Genomic DNA, 19,962 nt, shown 5'->3' on the forward strand with positions numbered 1-19,962 from the left:
TCCGCCGCTACGACGCGGCGACCGCGGAGGTCAAGCGCGTGTGGACGCACCCGCGCCACCGCCGCGAAGGGCTCGGCCGCCTCGTCGTAGGCGAGCTGGAGCGGGAAGCGCTGCGCCGCGGGTACGGCCGGATCTACCTGACCACCGGGCCTCGCCAGCCGGAGGCCGTGCGCCTCTATCTGGCCAGTGGCTACGACCCGCAGTTCGATGTCGCCGACCGTCCCACGCGGGGCCCGCTCGCCTTCGTCAAGGATCTGCACCTTCACATGTGAAAGGCCATGCCATATGCCTGTTTCCGCTCTCCTGAGACCCGCACTCGCCGTGCTTTTGCTGGCCGTCCTGACCGGATGTGCTGGAGGCGGCGAGCAGCAGAGCTCCGCGGCGGTGCTCGCTGCCGACGCGCCGCTGCCGACGTCCGTCCCCAAGGGCACCAAGCTGATCGTCGGAGACCCGCCCACCAAGGTGGCGTTGCAGCTGTCCGGTGAGATCGACAAGTTCTCGTTCGACATTGAGTGGGCCAACATCAGCGGCGGTCCGCAGACCAGCGAGGCGTTCCGGGCCGACGCGCTCGACGTGGGCGCGGTAGCGGAGATCCCGGCCATCCAGGCCACCTGGACCGGCCTGCCCGTGAAGATCGTCGCCTCCAAGTTCCGCAAGGACCCGCTCCATCACCCGACGTACGAGCTCGGCATCGCGCCGGGCGTGAGCGTGAAGACCCTGACCGACCTGCGCGGCAAGAAGATCGCCTACAGCCCCGGCCAGGCTCAGGGCGCGCTCGTGCTCAAAGTCCTCAAGCAGGCCGGACTGACGAAGGACGACGTCACCCTGGTCGAGCTGCCGAGCACCGGCGATGTCTACCCCAACGCGCTGGCCTCCAAGCAGGTGGACGTGGCTCCGATCGGCGGCGTGAACATCAGGCGCTACACCGCCAAGTTCGGCAGGGACGGCGCCACGACCATCCGCCACGGGCTCCGCGACGACCCGGGCCACCTGTACGTGCGGACGGTCACGCTCCAGGACCCGGCCAAGGCCGCTGCGATCCGCGAGTATGTCGCCGCCTGGGCACGGGCCTCGCGCTGGGTCTACGAGCACCCCGAGGAGTGGATCGACGGTTACTACGTCAAGGACCAGGGTCTCAGCGCCGAAGACGGCAAATACCTGGCCGAGTTGGCGGGCGAGCCGGACATCCCCGCCGACTGGTCCGAGGCCATCGCCCGGCACCAGGAGACCATCGATATCCTGTCCAAGGAGACCGGTAACCCGGTGCTGAAGGCCCAGGACCTGTACGACCTGCGCTTCCAGACGGTGGGCGCGGACGCGGTCAAGGGTGGTGCGTGATGACGCTCGTCGCCTCCCGTCCGGCCGTGGCCGCCCGCACGCGCAAGCGTCGTCGCCTGCGGCCCGGCCCGCGGATCAGGTTCGGTTTCCTGGTCGGCCCGCTCCTGCTCCTCGCGCTCTGGGCGGCCGCCTCGGCGACTGGCCTGCTGGATCCGCGCTTCCTGTCCGCGCCGTGGACCGTAGTCACCACCGCGGCCGACCTGATCGAGTCCGGCCGCCTGCAGGCCAATCTGCTCGCCTCCGTCCAGCGCGTCCTGCTGGGGCTGGCCTTCGGCGTGCCGCTCGGCACCCTGCTGGCGCTGGTCTCCGGACTGAGCCGGTGGGGTGAGGCCGTGATCGACGGGCCCATCCAGATCAAGCGGGCCATCCCGGCGCTCGCGCTCATGCCACTCCTCATTCTGTGGCTGGGCATCGGCGAGGGCATGAAGATCACCATGATCGCCCTCGGCGTGCTCGTGCCGATCTACATCCACACCCACAACGGGCTGCGCAGCATCGACAGCCGCTACGTCGAACTGGCCGAGACCGTCGACCTCAAGCGCGGCGCGTTCATCAGGAAGGTGGTCCTGCCGGGCGCGCTGCCGGGGTTCCTGCTCGGCATGCGCTTCGCGGTCACCACGGCCTGGCTGTTCCTGGTCGTGGCCGAGCTCATCAACTCCACCACCGGCATCGGCTACATGATGGACCTGGCGCGCACGTACGGGCAGACCGACGTGATCCTCGTCGGCATCGTCCTGTACGGCCTGCTCGGGCTCTTCTCCGACGCCGGGGTGCGGCTCGTGGAGAGGAGGACGCTGTCGTGGCGACGGACGTTGGCCAGCTGATCCGCGTCAAGGGCCTGACCCGCGTGTACGGCGATCGCGCCGTCCTGGACGGCCTGGACCTGGAGATCGCGCCGGGCGAGTTCGTCGCCCTGCTCGGGCAGAGCGGGTCGGGCAAGAGCACGCTGCTGCGCGCCCTGGCGGGCCTGGACGCAGACGTCGCCGGGGACGGTCTCGTCGAGGTGCCCACGCAGGTGTCGGTGGTGTTCCAAGACGCCAGGCTGCTGCCCTGGCAGCGCGTGCTCGACAACGTGATCCTCGGACTCGACGGCGCCGTGGAGCGCGGCCGGGAGAGCCTGGCGGAGGTAGGTCTGGCCGGGCGGGAACGCGCCTGGCCCAACGAACTGTCCGGCGGCGAGCAGCAGCGCGTGGCGCTGGCACGCTCCCTGGTCCGCGAGCCCCGGCTCCTGCTCGCGGACGAGCCCTTCGGCGCGCTCGACGCCCTGACCAGGCTCAAGATGCACGGCCTGCTGCGCCGTCTGTACGAGGAACACCGGCCCGCCGTGCTGCTGGTCACCCATGACGTGGACGAGGCGATCGCCCTGGCCGACCGCGTTCTCGTGCTCGACCACGGCAGGATCGCCGCCGAGCAGCGGCTGGATGCCGGCCGGAGTGCCACCGAGATCCGATCCGAGCTGCTGCGGGCACTCGGCGTCGCCGAAATTCCTTCAAAATGAGGAGGGATGGTCGTCGTGAGCGGCGGAAACGTGGTGGCTTTGGTCGGCAACCCTCACATCGGGTCCAGGACCCTGGCGGTGGCCATCGATGCCGCCGAGACGCTGACCAGGCACATCGAGCATGACGCTCCGGTAGAGCTCGTGGACCTGTCGGCCCTCGGCCCGCACCTGCTGTCACCCTCGCCGTCCCCGGACGTGGAGGTGGCGCTCACGGATGCCGCCAAGGCGTGACGGCGGCCTCAAAGGAAACGTGCAAAGGAAGGTCATCGTCGGTGCCCAGCCCCGTGCCGTCGCCTTGTCTCACGACCATGTCGATCGACGAGAAGGCCGCCCTGCTCCCCGACCCCGATCGCGCCGTGGTCGCGGTCGAACCGCCGGCCGCGGGGGAGGGGCACTGGGCCGGCGCACCCAGCGCGGTGGCCGCGGACGGGCTGATCTATCTCGCCTACCGGCTGCGCCGCCCGGTCGGGCAGGGGCGCGGGTACGCCGTCGTGGTCGCGCGGTCGGCGGACGGTGAGCGCTTCGAGACGCTGACGACCGTGACCCGCGAGGAGATGGAGGCGGAGTCGCTGGAGCGGCCCGCGCTGGTACGCCTGCCGGACGGGCGCTGGCGGCTGTACCTGAGCTGCGCCACCACCGGCACCAAGCACTGGCGGGTGGAGGTGCTCGAGGCGGCCGACCCGGCGGCGTTCGACGCGCGCTCGCGCGTCACCGTCCTGCCGGGCGATCCGAAGACCGGGGTAAAGGACACGGTGATCGTACGGCGCGACGGCGTCTGGCACCTGTGGGCCTCCTGCCACCCGCTCGTCGATCCCGACGAGGCCGACCAGATGGTCACCGACTACGCCACCAGCCTCGACGGCCTGAAGTGGACCTGGCATGGCACGGCGCTGAGCGGCCGGCTCGGGCTGTGGGACGCTCGCGGCGTCCGGGTCAGCGCGGTGCGTTTCGATGACGACCGGGTGGTGGCGTTCTACGACGGGCGGGCGAGTGCGGCGGAGAACTACGAGGAACGTACCGGCATCGCCGTCGGTACGGACCCGGGCGCCTTGGTCGCGCTGGGCGAGGCGCCCGCGGCGGAGTCGCCGCATCGCGGCCGGGGCCTGCGTTATCTGGAGTTCGTGGACCTGCCGGGTGGCGGGGTCCGGCTGTACTACGAGTTCACCCGCCCGGACGGCGCCCACGACCTGCGTACCGAACTGCGCTGATCAGGACCGGCGGCCGTTGCGTGACTGCCGCTGCCCCGGTGGACGGACGCCGACCACTCCGCCGGAGCGCTCGCGGGGGCGGAGCCAGTCGCTGAAGTCCTCGCCGGTGACGCGCTGGAGCAGGTGGATGTCGTCGGCGAAGTAGGGGATGAGTTGCTGGCGCTGCTCCCAGGACAAGGGGCGCCGGGCTGGGCCGCGGCGCTGAAGCAGGGCCTCGACCGGCCCGGCGAGGGAGGCGGGCAGGCGTCTGCGCACCATGGACAGCATGAGGTGCCGGGCCCCTGCGGCCGGGTGCGCCGTCACGTTCTCCCGGGGAACCTCGGTGAGCACCCCCTGGCGTACGCCGAGGAAGGCGCAGATCCGATCCATCGTCGCGGCGGGCCGGTCGACGATGTCCCGGTAACGGAAGATCAGCACCTGGTCGCGGGGGAACAGGCCGAACAGCTGCTCCAGCTGTTCGCCGTACCGGCCTAGCCCGGTGTAGTGCCAGAAGTGCCCCACCCGTCGGTGATGCGCCGCTGTTCGGCCTCGCACGCGCGCACCAGGTCGCCGATCGGCTCCAGCCCGGCCGACCACAGGTGGGTCCAGTTGGAGTGGGTCCGCTCGACCGGGTCGCGCAGTGTCACGATGAGCCTGACGCCGGGGATGGCGGAGGACTTCGTCGAGCTCGTGGTTCCCGAGCTCCAGCGGCGCGGCCGCTACCGGACCTCGTGCGACGACGGTACGCTGCGCGAACGGCTGCTCGGCCCCGGGATACACCGGCTGCCCGATACCCATCCCGGCGCCGCGTACCGCCATCTGTGATCTCAAAGGTCGCCGCGTGGCGGAGGCCGAGAGCGACGGCTGTCGTGGCCGGCCGCGACCGCTGTCTGACCCCGTCCCAGAAGGAACGGGGCCAGACGAGGATCTTCAGTGGTCTTCCTGGTGCGACCTACGAGAACAGTCGTGCGGCGTGACGTAGAGCGTAGGACGCGACCCGGCGGCCCAGTGTCACCCCGGCCTGGTCGGCGGAGCGGGTGTGGATGCCCGACCAGACCCGGGCGTCGACGTTCTCGTCGGTCAGGACCTTCCACGTGGTGTAGGTGCGAGTGACCCCGGGCGCGGTCGGGCTGGTGAGCTCGAACGGTTCGCGGGAGTGGGAGCCGACCAGTGAGGTCAGCACCTGCTCGGCGGCGCCGGAGTAGGTGTTGTGGCCGCTCGGGTAGTCGGGGTGCGACGGCGTCGTGTACAGCGGTGTCCAGGCCGGATCCGAAGGGATGGAGGGGTGGCCGGTGTCGGCGGCGCGAAGCGCGGTGACCGGGCGCCAGCTCACATAGGTGTACTTGCTATCCGAGGTGGCAATCTGGGTGTCCACCAGAGCGACGTGGAAGAGCGCGACGAGCTCGGCCTTCCTCGGCGCCGGCAGGCGGGACTGGACGACGGCGGCACGCAGGACGCCGTTGTAGATGGTCAGTGAGGACCCCAGCCAGAACTGCGCGATGTCCGTCTGGGCCTGCGTGCGCGCGCTACTGTTCGCCGCGCCGTAGTCGCGTACCTCCTCAAGGTCGGCCCGATATTCCGGAGAGCCGAGTTCGGGAGGAGGCCCCGGTCGGAACCGGTCGGCGCGGCCCAGAAGGAACGGTCTGGCAAACCTCGTGCCCGCCTGGAGGGCCGGCCCGAAAGCCTGCGGCGTGGGTTGCCAGACCCCGGGTGCGGCTTGCGGGACCGGGTACGGCGGGTTGACCGACGCCGGGTCCAGGCCGTCACCGGTCCGTTCGGTGAGCAGCGCCGTCGCCTTCTCGGCTCCGGCCGCCACGCCACGATCCTTGGACGGGCCGGCGGGGATGCGCGCCAGCGTCGCCGCGAACGCCGCGTCGAGCTCGGCGGTGCGGGCCGGGACCAGGGCCACGAGTGAGGTGCGGACCGCGGAGGCGAGCGCGGCGTCCTGGAAGGCGCGCTGGCGGGGGCCGGATCGCACGGCACGGGCGGCGGACAACCAGCTGATCGCCCACGTGCGGCTATTGGTGACCTGCGTGGAAGAGCCGGCGGCGGCAATGGTGTCGGCGGTGACGTCGTACCATTCCACCGCCACGTCGACGTCGGCCGGGCCCGATGTCCGCGCTGTCGACGCGGAGGCGGCTGCGCCGCTCAAGGCCGTGCTGGTGGCGAGCACGGCCACCGTGACGGCGGAGCGCAGCCGGTGCGATTGCGTTCGCGTGCGGGATGAAGGCGTTAACCGCGTGCGGGATGAAGGCGTTGACAAAGCGAGGCGTCCTTTCAGAGCGGCAGAGGGACAAGGTCGGTCTGTGCATTCGGCTGTGGCATCAGGCATCGGCGCTCATCCGCGCAACAGCGGTAGGAGCCGGTCGCCCTGGCGCTTGATCTCTGGCAGATAGGGAGTGTCGGAGAGCACGAAGTGGGTGATGCCGAGTGCCTGGTACTTGCGCAGCGACTTCGCCACGTCCTCGGCCGAGCCGACCAGCCAGGTCGTGCCCGCGCCGCCGCCGCCGAACTTGCCGGGAGTGGTGTAGAGGTTGTCGTCGAGCACCTCTCCTCGCGCTGCAAGGTCGAGCAGCCGCTGCTGACCGACGGCGGTGAACCGGTTCGGGTCACGCGAGATGCCGCCGTTCGCCATCTCCTCGACCTTGGCCTCGGCGTCGGCCCAGGCCTGTTCGGTGGTGTCGCGCACCAGCGTGGTGATCCGCAGTCCGAACTCCAGCGGAGGGTGTTCGCGTCCCAGCTTCTCGCTGAGGTGTTTGAGCCGGTCGATCCGCTCGGCGACGCCATCCAGTGGCTCGCCCCAGAAGAGCTGGACGTCGGCCTCGGCGGCGGCCACCTTCTCGGCGGCTTCGGAGGCACCGCCGAAGTAGAGCCTGGGGTGCTTGCGTTCGCCCCGGACGACCGTTCGCGGCGCCACGGTGGAGCCGGTGACGCTGAAGTGCTGGCCGTGGTAGGTGACGTTTTCCTCGGTCCACAGCTTGCGCACGATCTGGAGGAACTCTTTGGTGCGGGCGTAGCGGTGCGCCTGGTCGCCTTCGCTGTCGCCGTACGCGGCGAGGTTGTCCTTGCCCGACACGATGTTGATCAGCACTCGCCCGCCGGTGAGGTGGTCCAGGGTGGCGGCGGCGGAGGCGAACTTGGCCGGATGCCAGTAGCCGGGCCGGACCGCGATCAGGGGCTGGAACGTCGTGGTCCGCGCGGCCAGCGCGGTGGCGACCGTGAAGGTGTCGGGCCGTCCCCAGCCGGCGCCGATGAGCGCCCCGCCCCACCCGTGCTCCTCGAGGGCCTGGGCATGGCTGGTGAGGGTCTCCAGGCTGTTGTGGTTCTCGACGACGTCGTCGCCGCGGTGCCCGGGCTGCGCTTGGTTCGGGATGTACCAGAGGAACTGGAGATTCATCACTCGGTCTTCCTGTTCGGTGGTCCGATGACCCAGATCACCCTTCAAAACCTACTCTTCATGTAGGTAAAGTATAAATAGTTTCGAGGTGCTTCGATACTCCTGTGGAGCTCAAAATAGGATGATGAGGCCGCCCAGGATGGCTCTGCGGTGGACTCGGTGGTTGGCCACATCGCTGGGCGTTGGCGGTCCTGTTTCGGCTTGCGCTGGGGACAACTGTCCGATGCCGCGGTGGGTGGCCGTCCGGGACGGCGACGATTGCTGTAGTCCCACTTCTTGGCCATGAGTCTGCGGTGCCAGGCCAGCAGTGCTGATCCCGGCCGGCGACTTGACCGCAGCCCGCGGCTGGCTCGGCGAAGAAGGCCAGGGCTCCCTTCAACCCGCAGCACCTCAGCGTGGAGAACTGCCGCGACACCGACTCGTCATCCACCGGCAGACGCGGACACGTCACCCCTCGCTGACGTTCCGTCTCCGCATCCACACAACCGCATCGCCTGCTGACCTGCACACGTGTCTTTGCCCCCACCAGGCCCTGAACCAGCGGCATCCAGACGCAGACCCGACGAAGCCCTTGGCCATCGTCGGACAGACCTCGCGGCGGCCGATCCGGCCCCACATGGGAAACGTCACGGCATCGAGGAGCCGCTCACTGAGCGCCTGTCGTCCGCAGGTCGCGGACCAACTCGTCGATGAGCCGTTCCTCCATGACCGCCCGCCCACTGCTCCTCATCCGCATAGCAAGATCAGGATCCCAAGGACTGCCCGCCGGGCTGCCGCGCAACGGCTCAGAATCCCCGCCACCCAACAGTCGCTCGTAGGTCGCCACGTCCATGCGCCATGGAGTGGCTCCGTACCGGCCGACCGCCTCCGTCGTGGTCCGCAATCCCGTCCAGTCGAAGTCCCCGCGCCACCACACCTGCCGGTCGGCGCAGGCGGCGAGCAGCCGATGACAGGCGATGGAGGGAATTCCCTCGGTGCAGACCAGCGCCGCCTCCGCGACGCCCGCGGCGGCCCGGAGGACGGCGGGGTTCTCGCACACGAACACGACGGGCGAGGTGATGCGGATGGGCATGGTGACCAGCTGGTGCAACGTCACGCGGAACGGTGTGGCGTGCTTGGCCGCCGCCGTGAGCCAGTCCCCGAGTGGCGAACCGGTCGCGCTGAGCCCCAGCACCAGCACCTGGCTGGCCAGATCATCGACGATCACGCCCGCGGACTCCCACAGCGCCCGGCGTTGCGCCGCCGAGGCCGGCATCGGCTCGCCCGCTCGCGCGGCGAGCGCCCGCAGGACGAGCCTGGCCAGCGGCGTTCCGGACAGCGCCTTGGTGTCGCCGGTGACCTGCTCCGCGAGCACACTGATCGGCTTGGCGTCGGCCGGGAGGATGTCCAGGACGGCCCGTGCCCCCTTTGCCGGTTCGCCGCCCTGGCGAATTGCCCTGGTCAACGTTCCATCGGAAGAGATGTCGTTCAGCCACTCGGCGAACCATGGTTCGGCTGCGTGGCGGCATCCCGACAGCGTGGCCAGCAGCGCCGCCCGTGCCTCCTCCTCGCGGGCCCGCTCGTGGGAGCGGATGGAGATCGGGCCCACGAGGTGGTCCACCGCTTCGCGGAGGTTGTCGCAGACTCCCGCCAGGCGGAGAGCGGATTCGATCGCCTGTGGGCTGATGCTGAGTCTGGCCGTTCCCTGCCGGGCACGGCGCCCGAGGAGCCGCTCCACCGCTCTGCGTTCCTCGTCGGACGGCTGCACGAGCACAACGGGCGCGTAGAGCTCCTTGTCCTGCTCGACCCGGGCAGCGAGCCGCGAGATCAGCCGGCTGAGCTCCGGCGTGCCGAGGGTACGGCGCAGCCGTACCGAATCCTTTACCACAGGCCGTCTTCGGGCTGGACCGGATTGCTGGGACGGCGGCTCGTCGCGGTCCGTTCCACCTGCTCCGCCTTCGCGCCGTCCCACTCCCACGTGGTGACGTGGACCGCGTCGATACCGTCGCGGCGCACCAGCTGGTGGGTGGCGATCCCGGGCACCGTGGGGTAGAAGCCCCATTCCCGTTCGCTGGTCATCGCCACGTCGAGGTCGAACGTCGTCAGGAGGCCCAGGCACTTGGCCCGGGCGTCGTCGTCCACTCCGGCGAAGGCCTCATCAAGCGTCACCAGGCGAGGCGCCCAGGGGTGCGCGGAGCGGTAGTGCGATGACGCGGCGGCGAACAGCGGCAGCGAGACGGTGAGCACCCGCTCGCCCCCGGAGGCGGGCCCGGCCGCGGGCCGCCAGCGGCCGTCCTGGTAGCGCTCGATCAGGAACGTGTGCCAGGCCCGATAGTCCAGGGCCCGGCGCAGATGTTCGGCCCAGGTGCCATGCTCGTTCTCACGTCGTTCGGCCTCGATCTGGGCCTGGAGAAAGTCGGCGACGGCGGTGCGATCGGCAGGAGACCACAGATCCGCCCCCTGACGCAACAGTCTGGCCCGGGCCTCGGCCAGGCCGGCGGGTGCCTCCTTGGCCGGTACCCACGACATCCGCAGCCTCATGCCGGTCGAGGTCGGCCGCTCCTCCAGCTCGCGATTCATCTGGCCTACCTGCTCCTCGGCGTCGGCGATGAGCTGCTGCAGATGCGCGGCCACATCGTTGACCAGATGTTCCTCAACGATCTCGCGTTGCCGGGCGGTGAGCGTGCGCTCCCGGTAGTCGACCTCGGCGTCGAGCAGTCTGGTCAGCTCGCTTGGTGGCCGTTCTCTGCCCTGGAACTGAATGGTCACCACGAACCAGTCGGACAACCCGGCCACGGCATGGTGACCATGCCGCGTGAGCGCCTCAGCAAGTTCGCTGTAGCGGCGGGTGATCTCATCCTGAATCCGGTGCCAGGCGTCGTCGGAGTCGTCGACGTCGGACAGCAACTGCTCGATCCGGCGTGCCAGCCGTACCGCCGGGTCGGGTGCCCAGGAGCCGGAGTGCTCCACTTCGCACGCGATGTCGAGCAGGCCCGTCTCGGCGAAGCGCCGCAGCGATGTGATGGCACTTTCGCGCCGTTCCACGCTCGCGACCAGGTCGGTCCTGAGCTGGTCCTGCTTGCCCTCGGCTCGCGCGCGCTGCTCCACCGCCTGCCTGTGGTCCTTGTCCAGGTTCTTGAGCTCGGCGGTCAACGTGGCGATCCGCGTCTTGGTGTCGGTGAGACGGGCTTTGAGCTGCTCTACCGAGACTCCGATGGCGGCCTGCAGGGTTGCCAGCCGTGCGTGTTCCTCGGCTGCCCGTCGCCGGGCCTGGCGCTCGCGGTCGTGCGCCCGGCGCACGTCCTCGTCGGCCGCGTCAACCTCGGCGGACCAGATGTTCGCCTCGGACAGCTTTCCCGCATGTACGCGGACGGCGGCGAGCAATTCGGTGATCACCTGCCGGTATGCCATCAGTGCCTTCTCGACCCCCGCCAGGTCGGTCACTGTAGCGGGGAGGGAAGTGTCTGCGGCTGCCCGGTCGCGTTCCTCCACGGCCGTGGCCAGGTCGTCCGCGGCCCAGCGCACCTCTTCGGCCTGTTCCTCCACTGTCCGGACGGCGTCCTGGTGACGGTCCGCGGCCGTCGCGGCGTAGGTGTGCGCGTCTCGTAGCTCGGTGTCGTGCGGATGCCCGGCCGACTCACCCGCCAGGGTCTCCTCGCGGGCGGCCAGTCGGTCGACGGCCGCCTGGGCACGTGCGAAGAGCCGCTCGGCTTCCCCGATGAGCTCGGCGAGTTCGGCGAGCCGCCGCTGTCTGGCCTCTTCGCGGGCGGCCGCGCCGATGTATTCGGCGCTCGGTTTGGCCCAGGCGCCGTGTAGGGGGCCGAGTCGCCACCTGCCGTCTGCGCACACGTACGGGCCTGGTTGCTCCTCCAGGCCGATGGTGTCCAGCACAGCCCGCGCCATCGTGTCTGCGGATACCAGAGCCTCGCTCAGCGGTCGGGCGGCCCGTTCGCCCGGCAGCGCGATCACATCATGGGTTCCCGCTGAGAGCAGCCGCCCATCCGGGGTGACCCAGGCGTCCAGCAGGCCCGAGGATTCCAGCGCCGCCTCCAGACCCGCGCGGGATCGTCCGTCGATGTCGTCGCGGAAGTCGGCCAGCGCCCACAGCGGCGCGCCGGGCCGCCTGTCCCGGACGCCTTCTCCTCTCGTGTGCGGTACGCGTGGCCGGGCCAGTTCACCTGCCGCCAGCCGATCGCGCTCCGCCTCCAGCTCGGCCAGGGCGGCGGCGGCCCCGTCTCGGCCGGCCACCGCCGCGGCCTGCTCGCGTGCCAGAGCCTGGCCGGCCCGCCGCGCGGCCTCGTGCAGCGCCCGTTCTCCCGGATGCGGACCCGACAGGGTGTCGGCCCATGCGGCCAGGCCGTACTCCTCCGGATCCGGCAGTGCCAACTCGCGTAGACCGAGGCCGTACCTGCGCCACGCGGTGAGGTGGTCGGACACGGCGGAGGTCAGGGTCTGCTGGGCGGTGGCCAGCCGGTCGGCGGCCTGGTCGCGCTCGGACTCCCGCTTGGTCAGCGTGGTTCTGGCCTGGACGAGATCGCGCTCTCGCGCGGCTGCGGTCTGGGCCAACCGGGTGACGTGCGCGAGAGCTTCGCCACGCGAGTCCATGGCCGCGCGAATGCCGTCCTCCGCGGGCTCCTCGCCGAAACTGGCCAGCAGGGTCGCGTGCGGAGCCGCGAGTCCGGTGCGCTCGGCGAGCGGGGCGGCGCGGTTCTCGTGCGTGACCACGTTCTGCCGGCTGATCTCGGCCGCGGCGGCGGCCTCTTCGTGCTTGGCCTTCCTGGCCGCGGCGATGACCTGGGCGCGTTCGGCCGCCTCTACGTCGGCCGCCAACGCCTTGTCCGCCTCCTCGGCGTAGCGCTCGGCGGCGTCCAGGTCCTTGATGCGCGAATCTCCCGCGAGCTCTTCGCGGACGGCCTGCTGCTCGGCCAGTTCGTTCTGCGCGCTTTCGGCCCGCGCCGCCACCTCGGCCTCGGTCCGCGTCGCCCGCTCGATCTGGTCCGCTACCGTGCTCAGGTCACGGTTGACGTGCTCGTAGGCGGAATGCGCCGACCGCAGCGCGCCACCCTGCCGACGCGCCGCCACCGCGGCGTAGCGCTGGTAGCGCGTCAGGAAGCGGCGCACGTGCTCGCGGGTGTCCCGGAGCCCGCTCAGTTCCTCCTTCTGCTGTTCCAGATCGTGGAACGCGCCGGCGACGTCAGAGATCAGCGCCTGATCGACCGGGGCGAGTGCCTGCGACAGGGCGGCCGACAGCTTCTTCTCGTCCGGGCGCTTGGACAGTTGCGGCTGGCGGAGCTGGATGAGGAGGTTGACCAGCGCCTCGTAGCGTTCGAGGCCCAGGTGGAAAAGATGCTCATCGAGCAGTCTGCGATATCCCTCGGCCGTCTGGGCCACCTGGCCGGAGAGGCCGATCGCCTCGATGAGCCGGTCGCGGCTGAGCGTCGTCCCGTTTTTGCCGATGAGGAAAAGGTCCTCGCCCACGCGTTGGGAGGTCAGGAAGAACCAGCGGTCGGCGATCCCTCTGCCCTTGACGGCCTTCAGCCCACACCCCACGGTGACATAGGCGGGCTTGCCTTCCTCGGTGACGCGGCCGAACTCCAGCCAGGCATAGCCGAGCCGCTCCTCGTAGCGGCCTCCCAGCAGCAGGTTCCACTCCATGCGCTTGCCGGGGTCGCCGTCGGGCTCGACCCGGCTGGGTGAGAGTTCGCCATCGAGGAGGAACGGCAGCGTCAGGGCCAGCACTTTCGACTTGCCCGTGCCGTTGTTGCCGAGAAACATGATCCGGCCGTCACGGAACCAGAACTCCTGGTCGTCGTAGTAGAACAGGTCCACCAGGCCCGTACGCAGCGGCTGCCAGCGGGCGGTGGCGGCGGTGGGCAGGCTCATTCGTCGTTCTTTCCGCTTCCTGTGACAACCGTGTCGCCGAAGCCGAAGCGGGCCAGCGCGGGAAGAGGGGTGATCCCCTTGTCGTGCACCCGAATCAGCCCGAGGGCCTCCAGACGATGCATGGCGCCCATGGTCAGGTCGGGCACGGAGACATTCTTGCGCCACAGGCCGCGATGCCGTTCGGCCAACTGGATCATGTGCGCTCGCAGATCATCCAGTTCCACCGGTTGATCCGGGTACATGCGGAGCAGTCCCGCCAGGTGTTCGGCGAGCAGCAGCGTGGCGTGACCATCGGTCCCTTCCTCGGGCATGCCGAGATCCGTGGCCTCGCGTGTGGGATCCAGCAAGGCGATGCCCTCGGCCCTGACCTCGGCCACGAAGCCCGTGGCCTCGGTGATCCGTTTGAGCATCGGGCCGCGTTGCCGTTCCAGGTAGGCGCGTTCGGCGTCGGTCAGTTCCCAGTAGTAGAGCACGGGGTCGTCCAGCAACCTGCGGGTCAGGGAATGGCGGATCATGCGGTTGCGGCCGTCCTCGGTGTCGGGGACCAGTTCCTCGTTGATGGCCGCGAGCCGCTTGTCGAGGGCGGTGGCCGTCACCATGGAAGGACCGCGCCGCGTGGCGAGGAGCACGGCGAGCACGCGGCGGTGCACATCGTAGAGCGCGTCACCCGATCCGCTGATGTAGGCCGACTCGTCGCCGGCGACCTTGGCCAGGATGCCCGTGCCGATGAGCAGACTGGCCACCGCCGCCAGGTCGGCGCGCTCTTCTCTGGTGCCCAGGGTGAACACCATCCCTGCCTCGGCCAGCTCCGGATCCGCGGCGAACGCGAGCAGCCGTTCGGCCAGCCAGCCCAACGTCACCTGGCTCTCGGCACGCTCAAGCGCGGCCAGTGCCAGGCAGGCCAGCACATACCGGCGGCGGCTGAAGGGCACCTTTCCCTTTGCCTGGGCGGCCCGGGTGCCGTCGCTGTGACGGGCCGGAATCTTCCGCAGTCGCGCCACAGCCGTGTCGGCGTGCAACGTCCAGCCGGCCTCGCGGGCGAACCAGTCGGCCAGCCAGCCTTGGTGTTTGCGCACCAGTCGATAGTCCGCATCGCCGGGAGTGAGCAGCGGCCGTCGCAGCAGGGCGCGTACGGCCTTGCGGCGCTCGTCCTCACGCTGGGCATCCTGGAAGTCACGTAGCTCGCCCGCCATCCGCGGTCACCTCCCGGGGCTTCGTCACATCCGTGATCACGACCTCGTAGTCGGGTCCGCGCAGCACGCCCGCCTCAGTACGGATCTCGGCGTATCCGTCCACTGGCCGCATGCGGATCTCCAGGGCGCCGTCAGCGGTCCTGGTGCGCACCTCGCCCGGGCCCAGGGCCAGTGCCTCACGGAGCAATCTGAGCAGCAGTCGGAACTCGGCCGGATCCAGTTCCCCGATTTCACTGAGCAGCACAGTGCGGCCCGTCGCCAGCCGTTTACGCGCCAGCTCGGCTTGCTCGCGCTCGGCGGCCACGAACGCCGCCAGTTGCTCGCGTTGCCGGCTCCGATCGACGACCTTGCTGGGAGCGCCGCGTTTGGCGTAGCTGCCGGTGGCCCGCAGCCGCACCGAGATCTCCGCCTGGGGCGCCTCCAGCCAGCTGATGGTTCCTGATACGTCCTCCGCCGGTTCGGCCTCCACCGTAAGGTGCCGCGCGGAGGTCAGCCCGAAGGCGGCCCGCCACAGCCGATGAGCGTCGCCGTCGGTCGGACATTGGGCGAACCAGCGGGCCAACGTCCTGAAGTCGGTCGAACGGTCGCTGCGGCCGGCGCGACGCTCGTGCAGCACACTGATCGTGGCGAGCAGATCCGGGATGGCCTGTCTGGCCCGCGTACGCAACAGATCCGCCTGACACGGACGAACCCGGTCACCGACGAACCATGACCGCAGCCCGGACCAGCGGTCGCCCCACTCGGCAAGCTTCGTCTCCAGCACGTGACCCGGCTCGTCGTTTCCGCCCGGCGCCACGTCGGCTGCCTCCCGCGCCGCTGCGAGCCTGAGCAGGTCGTCGATTTCGGTAAGACCACGGATTTTGTCGGCTATATCGAACGATTTGACGACGAGTTCCGAGACGAAACGTTCCAGGTAGGAGATCAGCCTGTCCTTGTAGGCCAGGAACGCCTCTTCTTCGATGTCATGAAGGTCGATGGTGCGTTGCAGACCGCCCATGAACGCGATGGCGTTGGCCGCCAGGCTGTCGAGCCTGCTCATGATCTCCAGGAGAAGGTTGTGGACGATCGCCGGATCCGGCGATCGTCCATCCACACGGGCGAGAGCATGTAGACGAACGCGAATATCCTCCAGGGCCACCGCCTGCAATTCGCCTCTGCGCCCTAGCTCTCGCTCGAAGACCTCCAGAGCGCGCTCGGCCGCCTCACCGTCCTTGCTGAGCTGGTACAGAAAACGGGCCCGATAGAAGTCCTCGACCGTGGTGACTCGTCCTGTGTCGGGATCGGCTCGAAGGTTGCCCCATTCGCGCAGGCTGCTCAGCGCGCCGTCCACCTGCTCCTGGCCGACGGGCTCGCCGCCATCGCCGCGAAGCGCCTCGGCCACGTCCTCCGGCCGGAGATGTACCACGAACCGCCGCTTGTTCGTCATGAAGACATTCATGATCCGGCGATAGAGCGGAGCGGTGGGAGTGCCGAGATGAGCGAAAACCTGTGTACGCGTATGAGGCATGACAATATGTAAGTATGCCGCCACCTGGCTGTGCCTGGGGTTAATTGGCGCTTGATGTGGGAGCTTTGTGGCCGAGTTCCACTCCACAGTCGGATCGCGGAGCGCACGTAGTCGATGGCAGTAGTGTGACCTGGGCACATGCGGTGCGCACGGATGCCGCGCTCGCTTCTAATCCGACGGTCGCAGGTTCGAATCCTGCAGGGCGCGCTTCTCCACCTGCGGGAACTCGCACCGCGGTCACGCTCGATGGTGGCGTGGGGCAAATGTGAGGCAAAGCTGAGTCAGCCGCCGAGCGGCCGCCCCAGCGCGGACGCGGCGTTCAGCACCAGCCCCGCCGTCTGTTGGGCAGCTTTGTGGGCCACCTCCGGCATCACCGAGACATACGTATCGGCGGTCAGCACGATGCTGGCGTGCCCCAGCATCGCCTGCACCACCTTCAGATCGGTGTGCGCGGCCAGCGCCGGCGTGGCGGCGCCATGGCGCAGCTCGTGCAGCCGGACCGGTGGCAAGCCTGAGGCGGCCACCAGCCGGCGGAATCGGCCGGTGAGGTAGTCCGGCCGCAGAGCCGCACCCGTCGCGGTGGTGAACACGTATCCCGAGTCCCGCCAGTGTGTTCCAGCTGTCGCGCTCAGCTCCTGTTGCCGCTCGCGGTGCCGGTCAGCATCCGCACGGTCTGCGCGTCCAGGGCCGCCTCCCGGCAGCTGGCGGCGCTTTTCGGCGGCCCGACCACGACGTGGCCGTCGGCGTGCACTCGCTGCTGCGTCACCGTCAGCTCCGCGGCCTGCAGGTCGACGTCCGTCCAGCGTAGCCCGGCCAGCTCACCGCGGCGCTGGCCGCGTAGCGCGGCCGGCCACCAGGCGGCGTACAGGCGGTCCTGCGCGATGCCGGTCAGGAATGCCGCGAGCTGTTGTTCGGTCCAGACCGCTACCGCCGGACGTTCTCCTGTTTGCTGCCACCGGGCGGTCCGTCCGGCGGTCCAGATGACTGGATGCGGTCGGCGGGGATGGGGGAGTTCGGCTCCGTTGGACGGGTTGACCCGGATCAGCCGGGCACGCACCGCCGCGTTCAGCGCGGTCCGCGAGGTGGCGTGGGTCCGCACCACGGTAGCGGGTGACAGTCGGCGATCGGTCGGCGAGGGACGGGACGTGAGCGTCGCGTGCAGTACGTTGACGTCGCGGGAGGTGAGTTGGTGGAGCAGGATCCGTCCCAGCTGTGGGATGAGGTAGAGACGGATGTGCGTGGCGTAGCCCTGTCGGGTCGACGGACGCAGGGCCTCCTTGGTGGCCGGCCAGCGTGCCGGCCACTGTCCGAGGGTGCATCCGGCCCCTGCGCCGTCGCGGTCGGCAGCGGCCAAGGCTCGGCCTGCCGCCTGCGCTTCCTCGGGGTCGTCGTAACCGCCTTGGCGGACGCGCTGCCGCTGCCCGTCCAGGCCGCGTACCTGGACCGCGAAATACCAGCTGCCGTGATCGTCATCTACCGGCAGACGCGGACACGTCACGCCTCGCTGACGTCCCGTCTCCGCATCCACACAGCCGCATCGCCTGCTGACCTGCACACGAGTCTTTGCCATCGGTCCCACCTCCACCCCCACGGTGTGTGACGACAGACGCGCCGGCTAGGACTTGCACTCGATCAGGGACGACCTCAGGGCGAGTGGCCGAAATACGTGGGGCTCGACGAACCGGCCCCGTCGTGAACGCGCCGTCACGTCGCTGGATGCAGGACTGTGACGAGGGTCTGCCGGGTGTGGGAGGGGCTTGCCGCCTTACACCAGCGGCGGCGTGCTCGGCTGGCCCAGGCAGGCCACGCCCTGTGCGACGGCCACCCGGACCTCACCGCTGCGAACCACCCAGACGACCCGCCCAAGCCCACATCGCCGGCCTGATCTCGCTGCGCCGAGTACGGTGCGCGCCCTGCTCGTGTGGCTGGTCACCAACGTCACCCGAGCGCTCGCCGCCGCGGTGACCCCGTGGTGAGCGGCAGGTGCGCCTGAGGCCGAACGGAGGAGGCAGGGACTGGTTCCGCTCTGCGCGAAGCCGGCGGAACTCGACAGCGCTGTCTACCTATGGTGTGGAGTATGGCCTCCTCCATCCCGCAGCCATCTTCCATCTCGCCGCTACGTCCAGCGATCGATCGGACCGCCCTCAAGCCCTCTCCGGCTCGCGAGCCGCTGTGGCGGCAGGTGCTCGGTGAGTGTCTGAGGGACCTTCGTCAACAGCGGGGCGAGAAGTTGAGTGAGACGGCGGGTCGCGCCGGAGTCTCGCCGCAATATCTCTCCGAGATGGAAAGAGGCGTCAAAGAGCCGTCGAGTGAAATGATCGCCGCGGTCGCCGGCGCGCTGGATGTGACCCTGGTCGATCTGACTCTTGCTGTCGCAGAGAGTTTGCGGTCTGCTCAGCCCAGCGGGTCGACGGGTGCTGTCTGCTCGGCGGCGTATGCTCTGGCCGCTTAGCGGCTTGCCGGGGTTGTTCGCGGGCCTATGAGTGCTCCTCGATGATCTGATCGAGGAGCCCGTACTCCAAGGCCGCGGTCGCGGTGAACACGCGATCGTGATCGGTGTCGGCGCGTAGGGTCTCGATCGTCTGGCCGGTGTGCCGTGACAGGATGCGCTCGATGTCTGCCCGGACTCGTACAACCTCGTCGGCCTGCAAGATGAGGTCGGGGATGGTTCCGCGCCCCTGAGCGGCTGGTTGGTGCAGGATCACGCGTGCGTGGGGGAGAGCGGCACGTTTTCCCTCGGCACCCGCGGCGAGAAGGACGGCACCGACCGCGACGGCTTGTCCGACGCAGGTTGTCGAAACCCGCGGGCGGATATGGCGCATGGTGTCGTATATCGCGAGCATCGCACTCGGATCACCACCTTCGCAGTTGATATAGAACTGTATTTCGGCATCGGGGTTGTCCGACTCCAGAAAAATCAGCTGCGCGATGAGCGCGTTGGCGACGCCCGCGTCGATCGCGGTGCCCAGATAAACGATTCGCTCGGTGAGCAGGTGCGAGTAGACATCCATGATCCGCTCGCCTCGAGGATTCTGCGCGATGACGTTCGGTATCGTATATGTGGTCACTTGCCGACTCCTTCGGTGACGCCGAATCCGGGCCGCGGGCGATTGTGAGGCGTGACTTCGTCGAAGGTCTGCACGATCGCATCTATGAAACCGTAGTCGAGCGCCTCTTGCGCTGTGTACCAACGATCGTGCAGAGAATCCTCGAATATGCGCTCGACGGGCTGGCCCGTGTCGTCGGCGATAAGACCGAGCACCGTGTCGCGAGTATGCCGGAGGTCGCCGGCCTGCAGTTCGATGTCGACCGCGGTGCCACCGATTCCCGCCGATCCCTGGTGCATCAGGACGCGTGCGTGCGGCAGGGCGCGGCGCTTGCCTCGGGCCCCCGACGACAGCAGGAATTGCCCGGCGCTGTAAGCGATGCCCAGCACGAGGGTCGATACGTCACAGGGAATGAGGCGAATGATGTCGCGAATCGCCAGCATCGAGGGGACCGAGCCGCCCGGGGAGTGAATCCACAATGCGATATCGGTCGACGCGTCCTGGGTGGCGAGTGCTATCAGTTGCGTGGCCAGCAGTGTCCCGTTGTCGTCGTCGAGAGGGCCGTCGAGAACGAGAACACGCTGCTCGTAAAGCTCGCGTCTCATCCGCTGGTTGAACAGGGGAAGTTTCGATTCTTCGCTCATGCGTCCATCATGTGAGGCGATTCGCATCGGCGTCGACACGATCCGCCTGCGGCAGATCTGCTCTGAGCAGCGTGACCTCCTGAGCAGGGGCATATGGTCACGCTCCGCAGGGCACTCGGGTCGGCTTCAGGGCGCATCTGGTCAGGAGCCGGTTTCCGGATGGGCACCTGAGCATTCGCTCGGCATGGACAGCGGGCACTTCCCCCTGGTTAGTGGACACGCTGATACTGGATCTTGCTTGATCTGGAGGAAGCGAGAAGACCGCCGATGGCGTTGAAGGACTACTCGG

The 19,962-nt window shown here is 69.1% G+C and carries 20 protein-coding genes; 8 read left to right on the forward strand and 12 right to left on the reverse strand.

Annotation, left to right across the window (positions count from 1 at the left end; translation table 11 throughout):
- From ACWDX9_RS44530 to ACWDX9_RS44555, 6 genes are all read left to right on the forward strand, one after another.
- A partial coding sequence (locus tag ACWDX9_RS44530) for a GNAT family N-acetyltransferase (protein ID WP_449965924.1) occupies positions 1-272 on the forward strand: 272 nt, incomplete at its 5' end.
- Between the two features lie 13 nt (positions 273-285).
- Positions 286-1,338, forward strand: coding sequence for an ABC transporter substrate-binding protein (locus ACWDX9_RS44535; protein ID WP_449965926.1), 1,053 nt, complete (start codon positions 286-288; stop codon positions 1,336-1,338).
- Entirely contained in the window at positions 1,338-2,162 is an 825-nt protein-coding gene (locus ACWDX9_RS44540) for an ABC transporter permease (RefSeq protein WP_449965929.1), read from the forward strand. The genes ACWDX9_RS44535 and ACWDX9_RS44540 overlap by 1 nt, the downstream gene beginning before the upstream one ends.
- Positions 2,138-2,836: an ABC transporter ATP-binding protein gene (locus tag ACWDX9_RS44545; RefSeq protein ID WP_449965931.1), complete on the forward strand. Its 699-nt coding sequence runs from the start codon at positions 2,138-2,140 to the stop codon at positions 2,834-2,836. The genes ACWDX9_RS44540 and ACWDX9_RS44545 overlap by 25 nt, the downstream gene beginning before the upstream one ends.
- 15 nt (positions 2,837-2,851) lie before the next feature.
- A complete protein-coding gene (locus ACWDX9_RS44550) occupies positions 2,852-3,067 on the forward strand; it encodes a hypothetical protein (RefSeq protein WP_363983560.1) in 216 nt (71 codons plus the stop codon).
- 77 nt (positions 3,068-3,144) lie between these two features.
- Positions 3,145-4,044 (forward strand): hypothetical protein, encoded by a 900-nt coding sequence (locus ACWDX9_RS44555; protein ID WP_449965935.1) that lies wholly within the window; start codon positions 3,145-3,147, stop codon positions 4,042-4,044.
- On the opposite strand, the gene ACWDX9_RS44560 is transcribed toward ACWDX9_RS44555, so the two are convergent.
- Both ACWDX9_RS44560 and ACWDX9_RS44565 read right to left on the reverse strand, forming a co-directional pair.
- Positions 4,045-4,545, reverse strand: a complete 501-nt coding sequence (locus tag ACWDX9_RS44560; protein WP_449965938.1) for a sulfotransferase domain-containing protein — start codon at positions 4,543-4,545, stop codon at positions 4,045-4,047.
- Positions 4,515-4,670 carry a hypothetical protein gene (locus ACWDX9_RS44565; RefSeq protein ID WP_449965941.1) on the reverse strand — a complete coding sequence of 52 codons (156 nt, stop codon included), beginning with the start codon at positions 4,668-4,670 and terminating at the stop codon, positions 4,515-4,517. The genes ACWDX9_RS44560 and ACWDX9_RS44565 overlap by 31 nt, the downstream gene beginning before the upstream one ends.
- Before the next feature lies 1 nt (position 4,671).
- Here ACWDX9_RS44565 and ACWDX9_RS44570 point away from each other — a divergent pair, with 1 nt between their 5' ends.
- Entirely contained in the window at positions 4,672-4,848 is a 177-nt protein-coding gene (locus ACWDX9_RS44570; RefSeq protein ID WP_449965943.1) for a hypothetical protein, read from the forward strand.
- 127 nt (positions 4,849-4,975) lie between these two features.
- Here ACWDX9_RS44570 and ACWDX9_RS44575 read toward each other — a convergent pair whose 3' ends face one another.
- The 8 genes from ACWDX9_RS44575 to ACWDX9_RS44610 form a co-directional block, all read right to left on the reverse strand.
- The gene (locus tag ACWDX9_RS44575; protein ID WP_449965945.1) at positions 4,976-6,175 is read right to left on the reverse strand and encodes a vanadium-dependent haloperoxidase; all 1,200 of its coding nucleotides are present in this window, start codon (positions 6,173-6,175) and stop codon (positions 4,976-4,978) included.
- Between the two features lie 186 nt (positions 6,176-6,361).
- The gene (locus tag ACWDX9_RS44580; RefSeq protein ID WP_449965948.1) at positions 6,362-7,420 is read right to left on the reverse strand and encodes an LLM class flavin-dependent oxidoreductase; all 1,059 of its coding nucleotides are present in this window, start codon (positions 7,418-7,420) and stop codon (positions 6,362-6,364) included.
- A 646-nt stretch (positions 7,421-8,066) separates the two neighbouring features.
- Complete coding sequence (locus ACWDX9_RS44585) at positions 8,067-9,287, reverse strand: TIGR02679 family protein (protein ID WP_449965951.1); 1,221 nt, start codon at positions 9,285-9,287, stop codon at positions 8,067-8,069.
- On the reverse strand, positions 9,281-13,282 hold the full coding sequence (locus ACWDX9_RS44590) for a TIGR02680 family protein (protein WP_449965953.1): 4,002 nt from the start codon (positions 13,280-13,282) through the stop codon (positions 9,281-9,283). The genes ACWDX9_RS44585 and ACWDX9_RS44590 overlap by 7 nt, the downstream gene beginning before the upstream one ends.
- A complete protein-coding gene (locus tag ACWDX9_RS44595) occupies positions 13,279-14,475 on the reverse strand; it encodes a TIGR02678 family protein (RefSeq protein ID WP_449965956.1) in 1,197 nt (398 codons plus the stop codon). Before ACWDX9_RS44595 ends, ACWDX9_RS44590 begins: the two co-directional genes overlap by 4 nt.
- The gene (locus ACWDX9_RS44600; RefSeq protein ID WP_449965959.1) at positions 14,456-15,982 is read right to left on the reverse strand and encodes a TIGR02677 family protein; all 1,527 of its coding nucleotides are present in this window, start codon (positions 15,980-15,982) and stop codon (positions 14,456-14,458) included. Before ACWDX9_RS44600 ends, ACWDX9_RS44595 begins: the two co-directional genes overlap by 20 nt.
- A gap of 281 nt (positions 15,983-16,263) precedes the next feature.
- Entirely contained in the window at positions 16,264-16,683 is a 420-nt protein-coding gene (locus ACWDX9_RS44605; RefSeq protein ID WP_449965969.1) for a tyrosine-type recombinase/integrase, read from the reverse strand.
- Entirely contained in the window at positions 16,611-17,480 is an 870-nt protein-coding gene (locus ACWDX9_RS44610; protein WP_449965962.1) for a tyrosine-type recombinase/integrase, read from the reverse strand. Before ACWDX9_RS44610 ends, ACWDX9_RS44605 begins: the two co-directional genes overlap by 73 nt.
- Positions 17,481-18,059: 579 nt before the next feature.
- Here ACWDX9_RS44610 and ACWDX9_RS44615 point away from each other — a divergent pair.
- The gene (locus ACWDX9_RS44615; RefSeq protein WP_449965964.1) at positions 18,060-18,434 is read left to right on the forward strand and encodes a helix-turn-helix domain-containing protein; all 375 of its coding nucleotides are present in this window, start codon (positions 18,060-18,062) and stop codon (positions 18,432-18,434) included.
- Between the two features lie 25 nt (positions 18,435-18,459).
- Here the strand turns inward: ACWDX9_RS44615 and ACWDX9_RS44620 are convergent, their stop codons facing one another.
- Positions 18,460-19,050: a ClpP family protease gene (locus tag ACWDX9_RS44620; protein ID WP_192787173.1), complete on the reverse strand. Its 591-nt coding sequence runs from the start codon at positions 19,048-19,050 to the stop codon at positions 18,460-18,462.
- Positions 19,047-19,673 (reverse strand): ClpP family protease, encoded by a 627-nt coding sequence (locus tag ACWDX9_RS44625; protein WP_449965966.1) that lies wholly within the window; start codon positions 19,671-19,673, stop codon positions 19,047-19,049. Before ACWDX9_RS44625 ends, ACWDX9_RS44620 begins: the two co-directional genes overlap by 4 nt.
- Between the last annotated feature and the right edge of the window lie 289 nt (positions 19,674-19,962).

Source organism: Nonomuraea sp. NPDC003201, assembly GCF_053590415.1.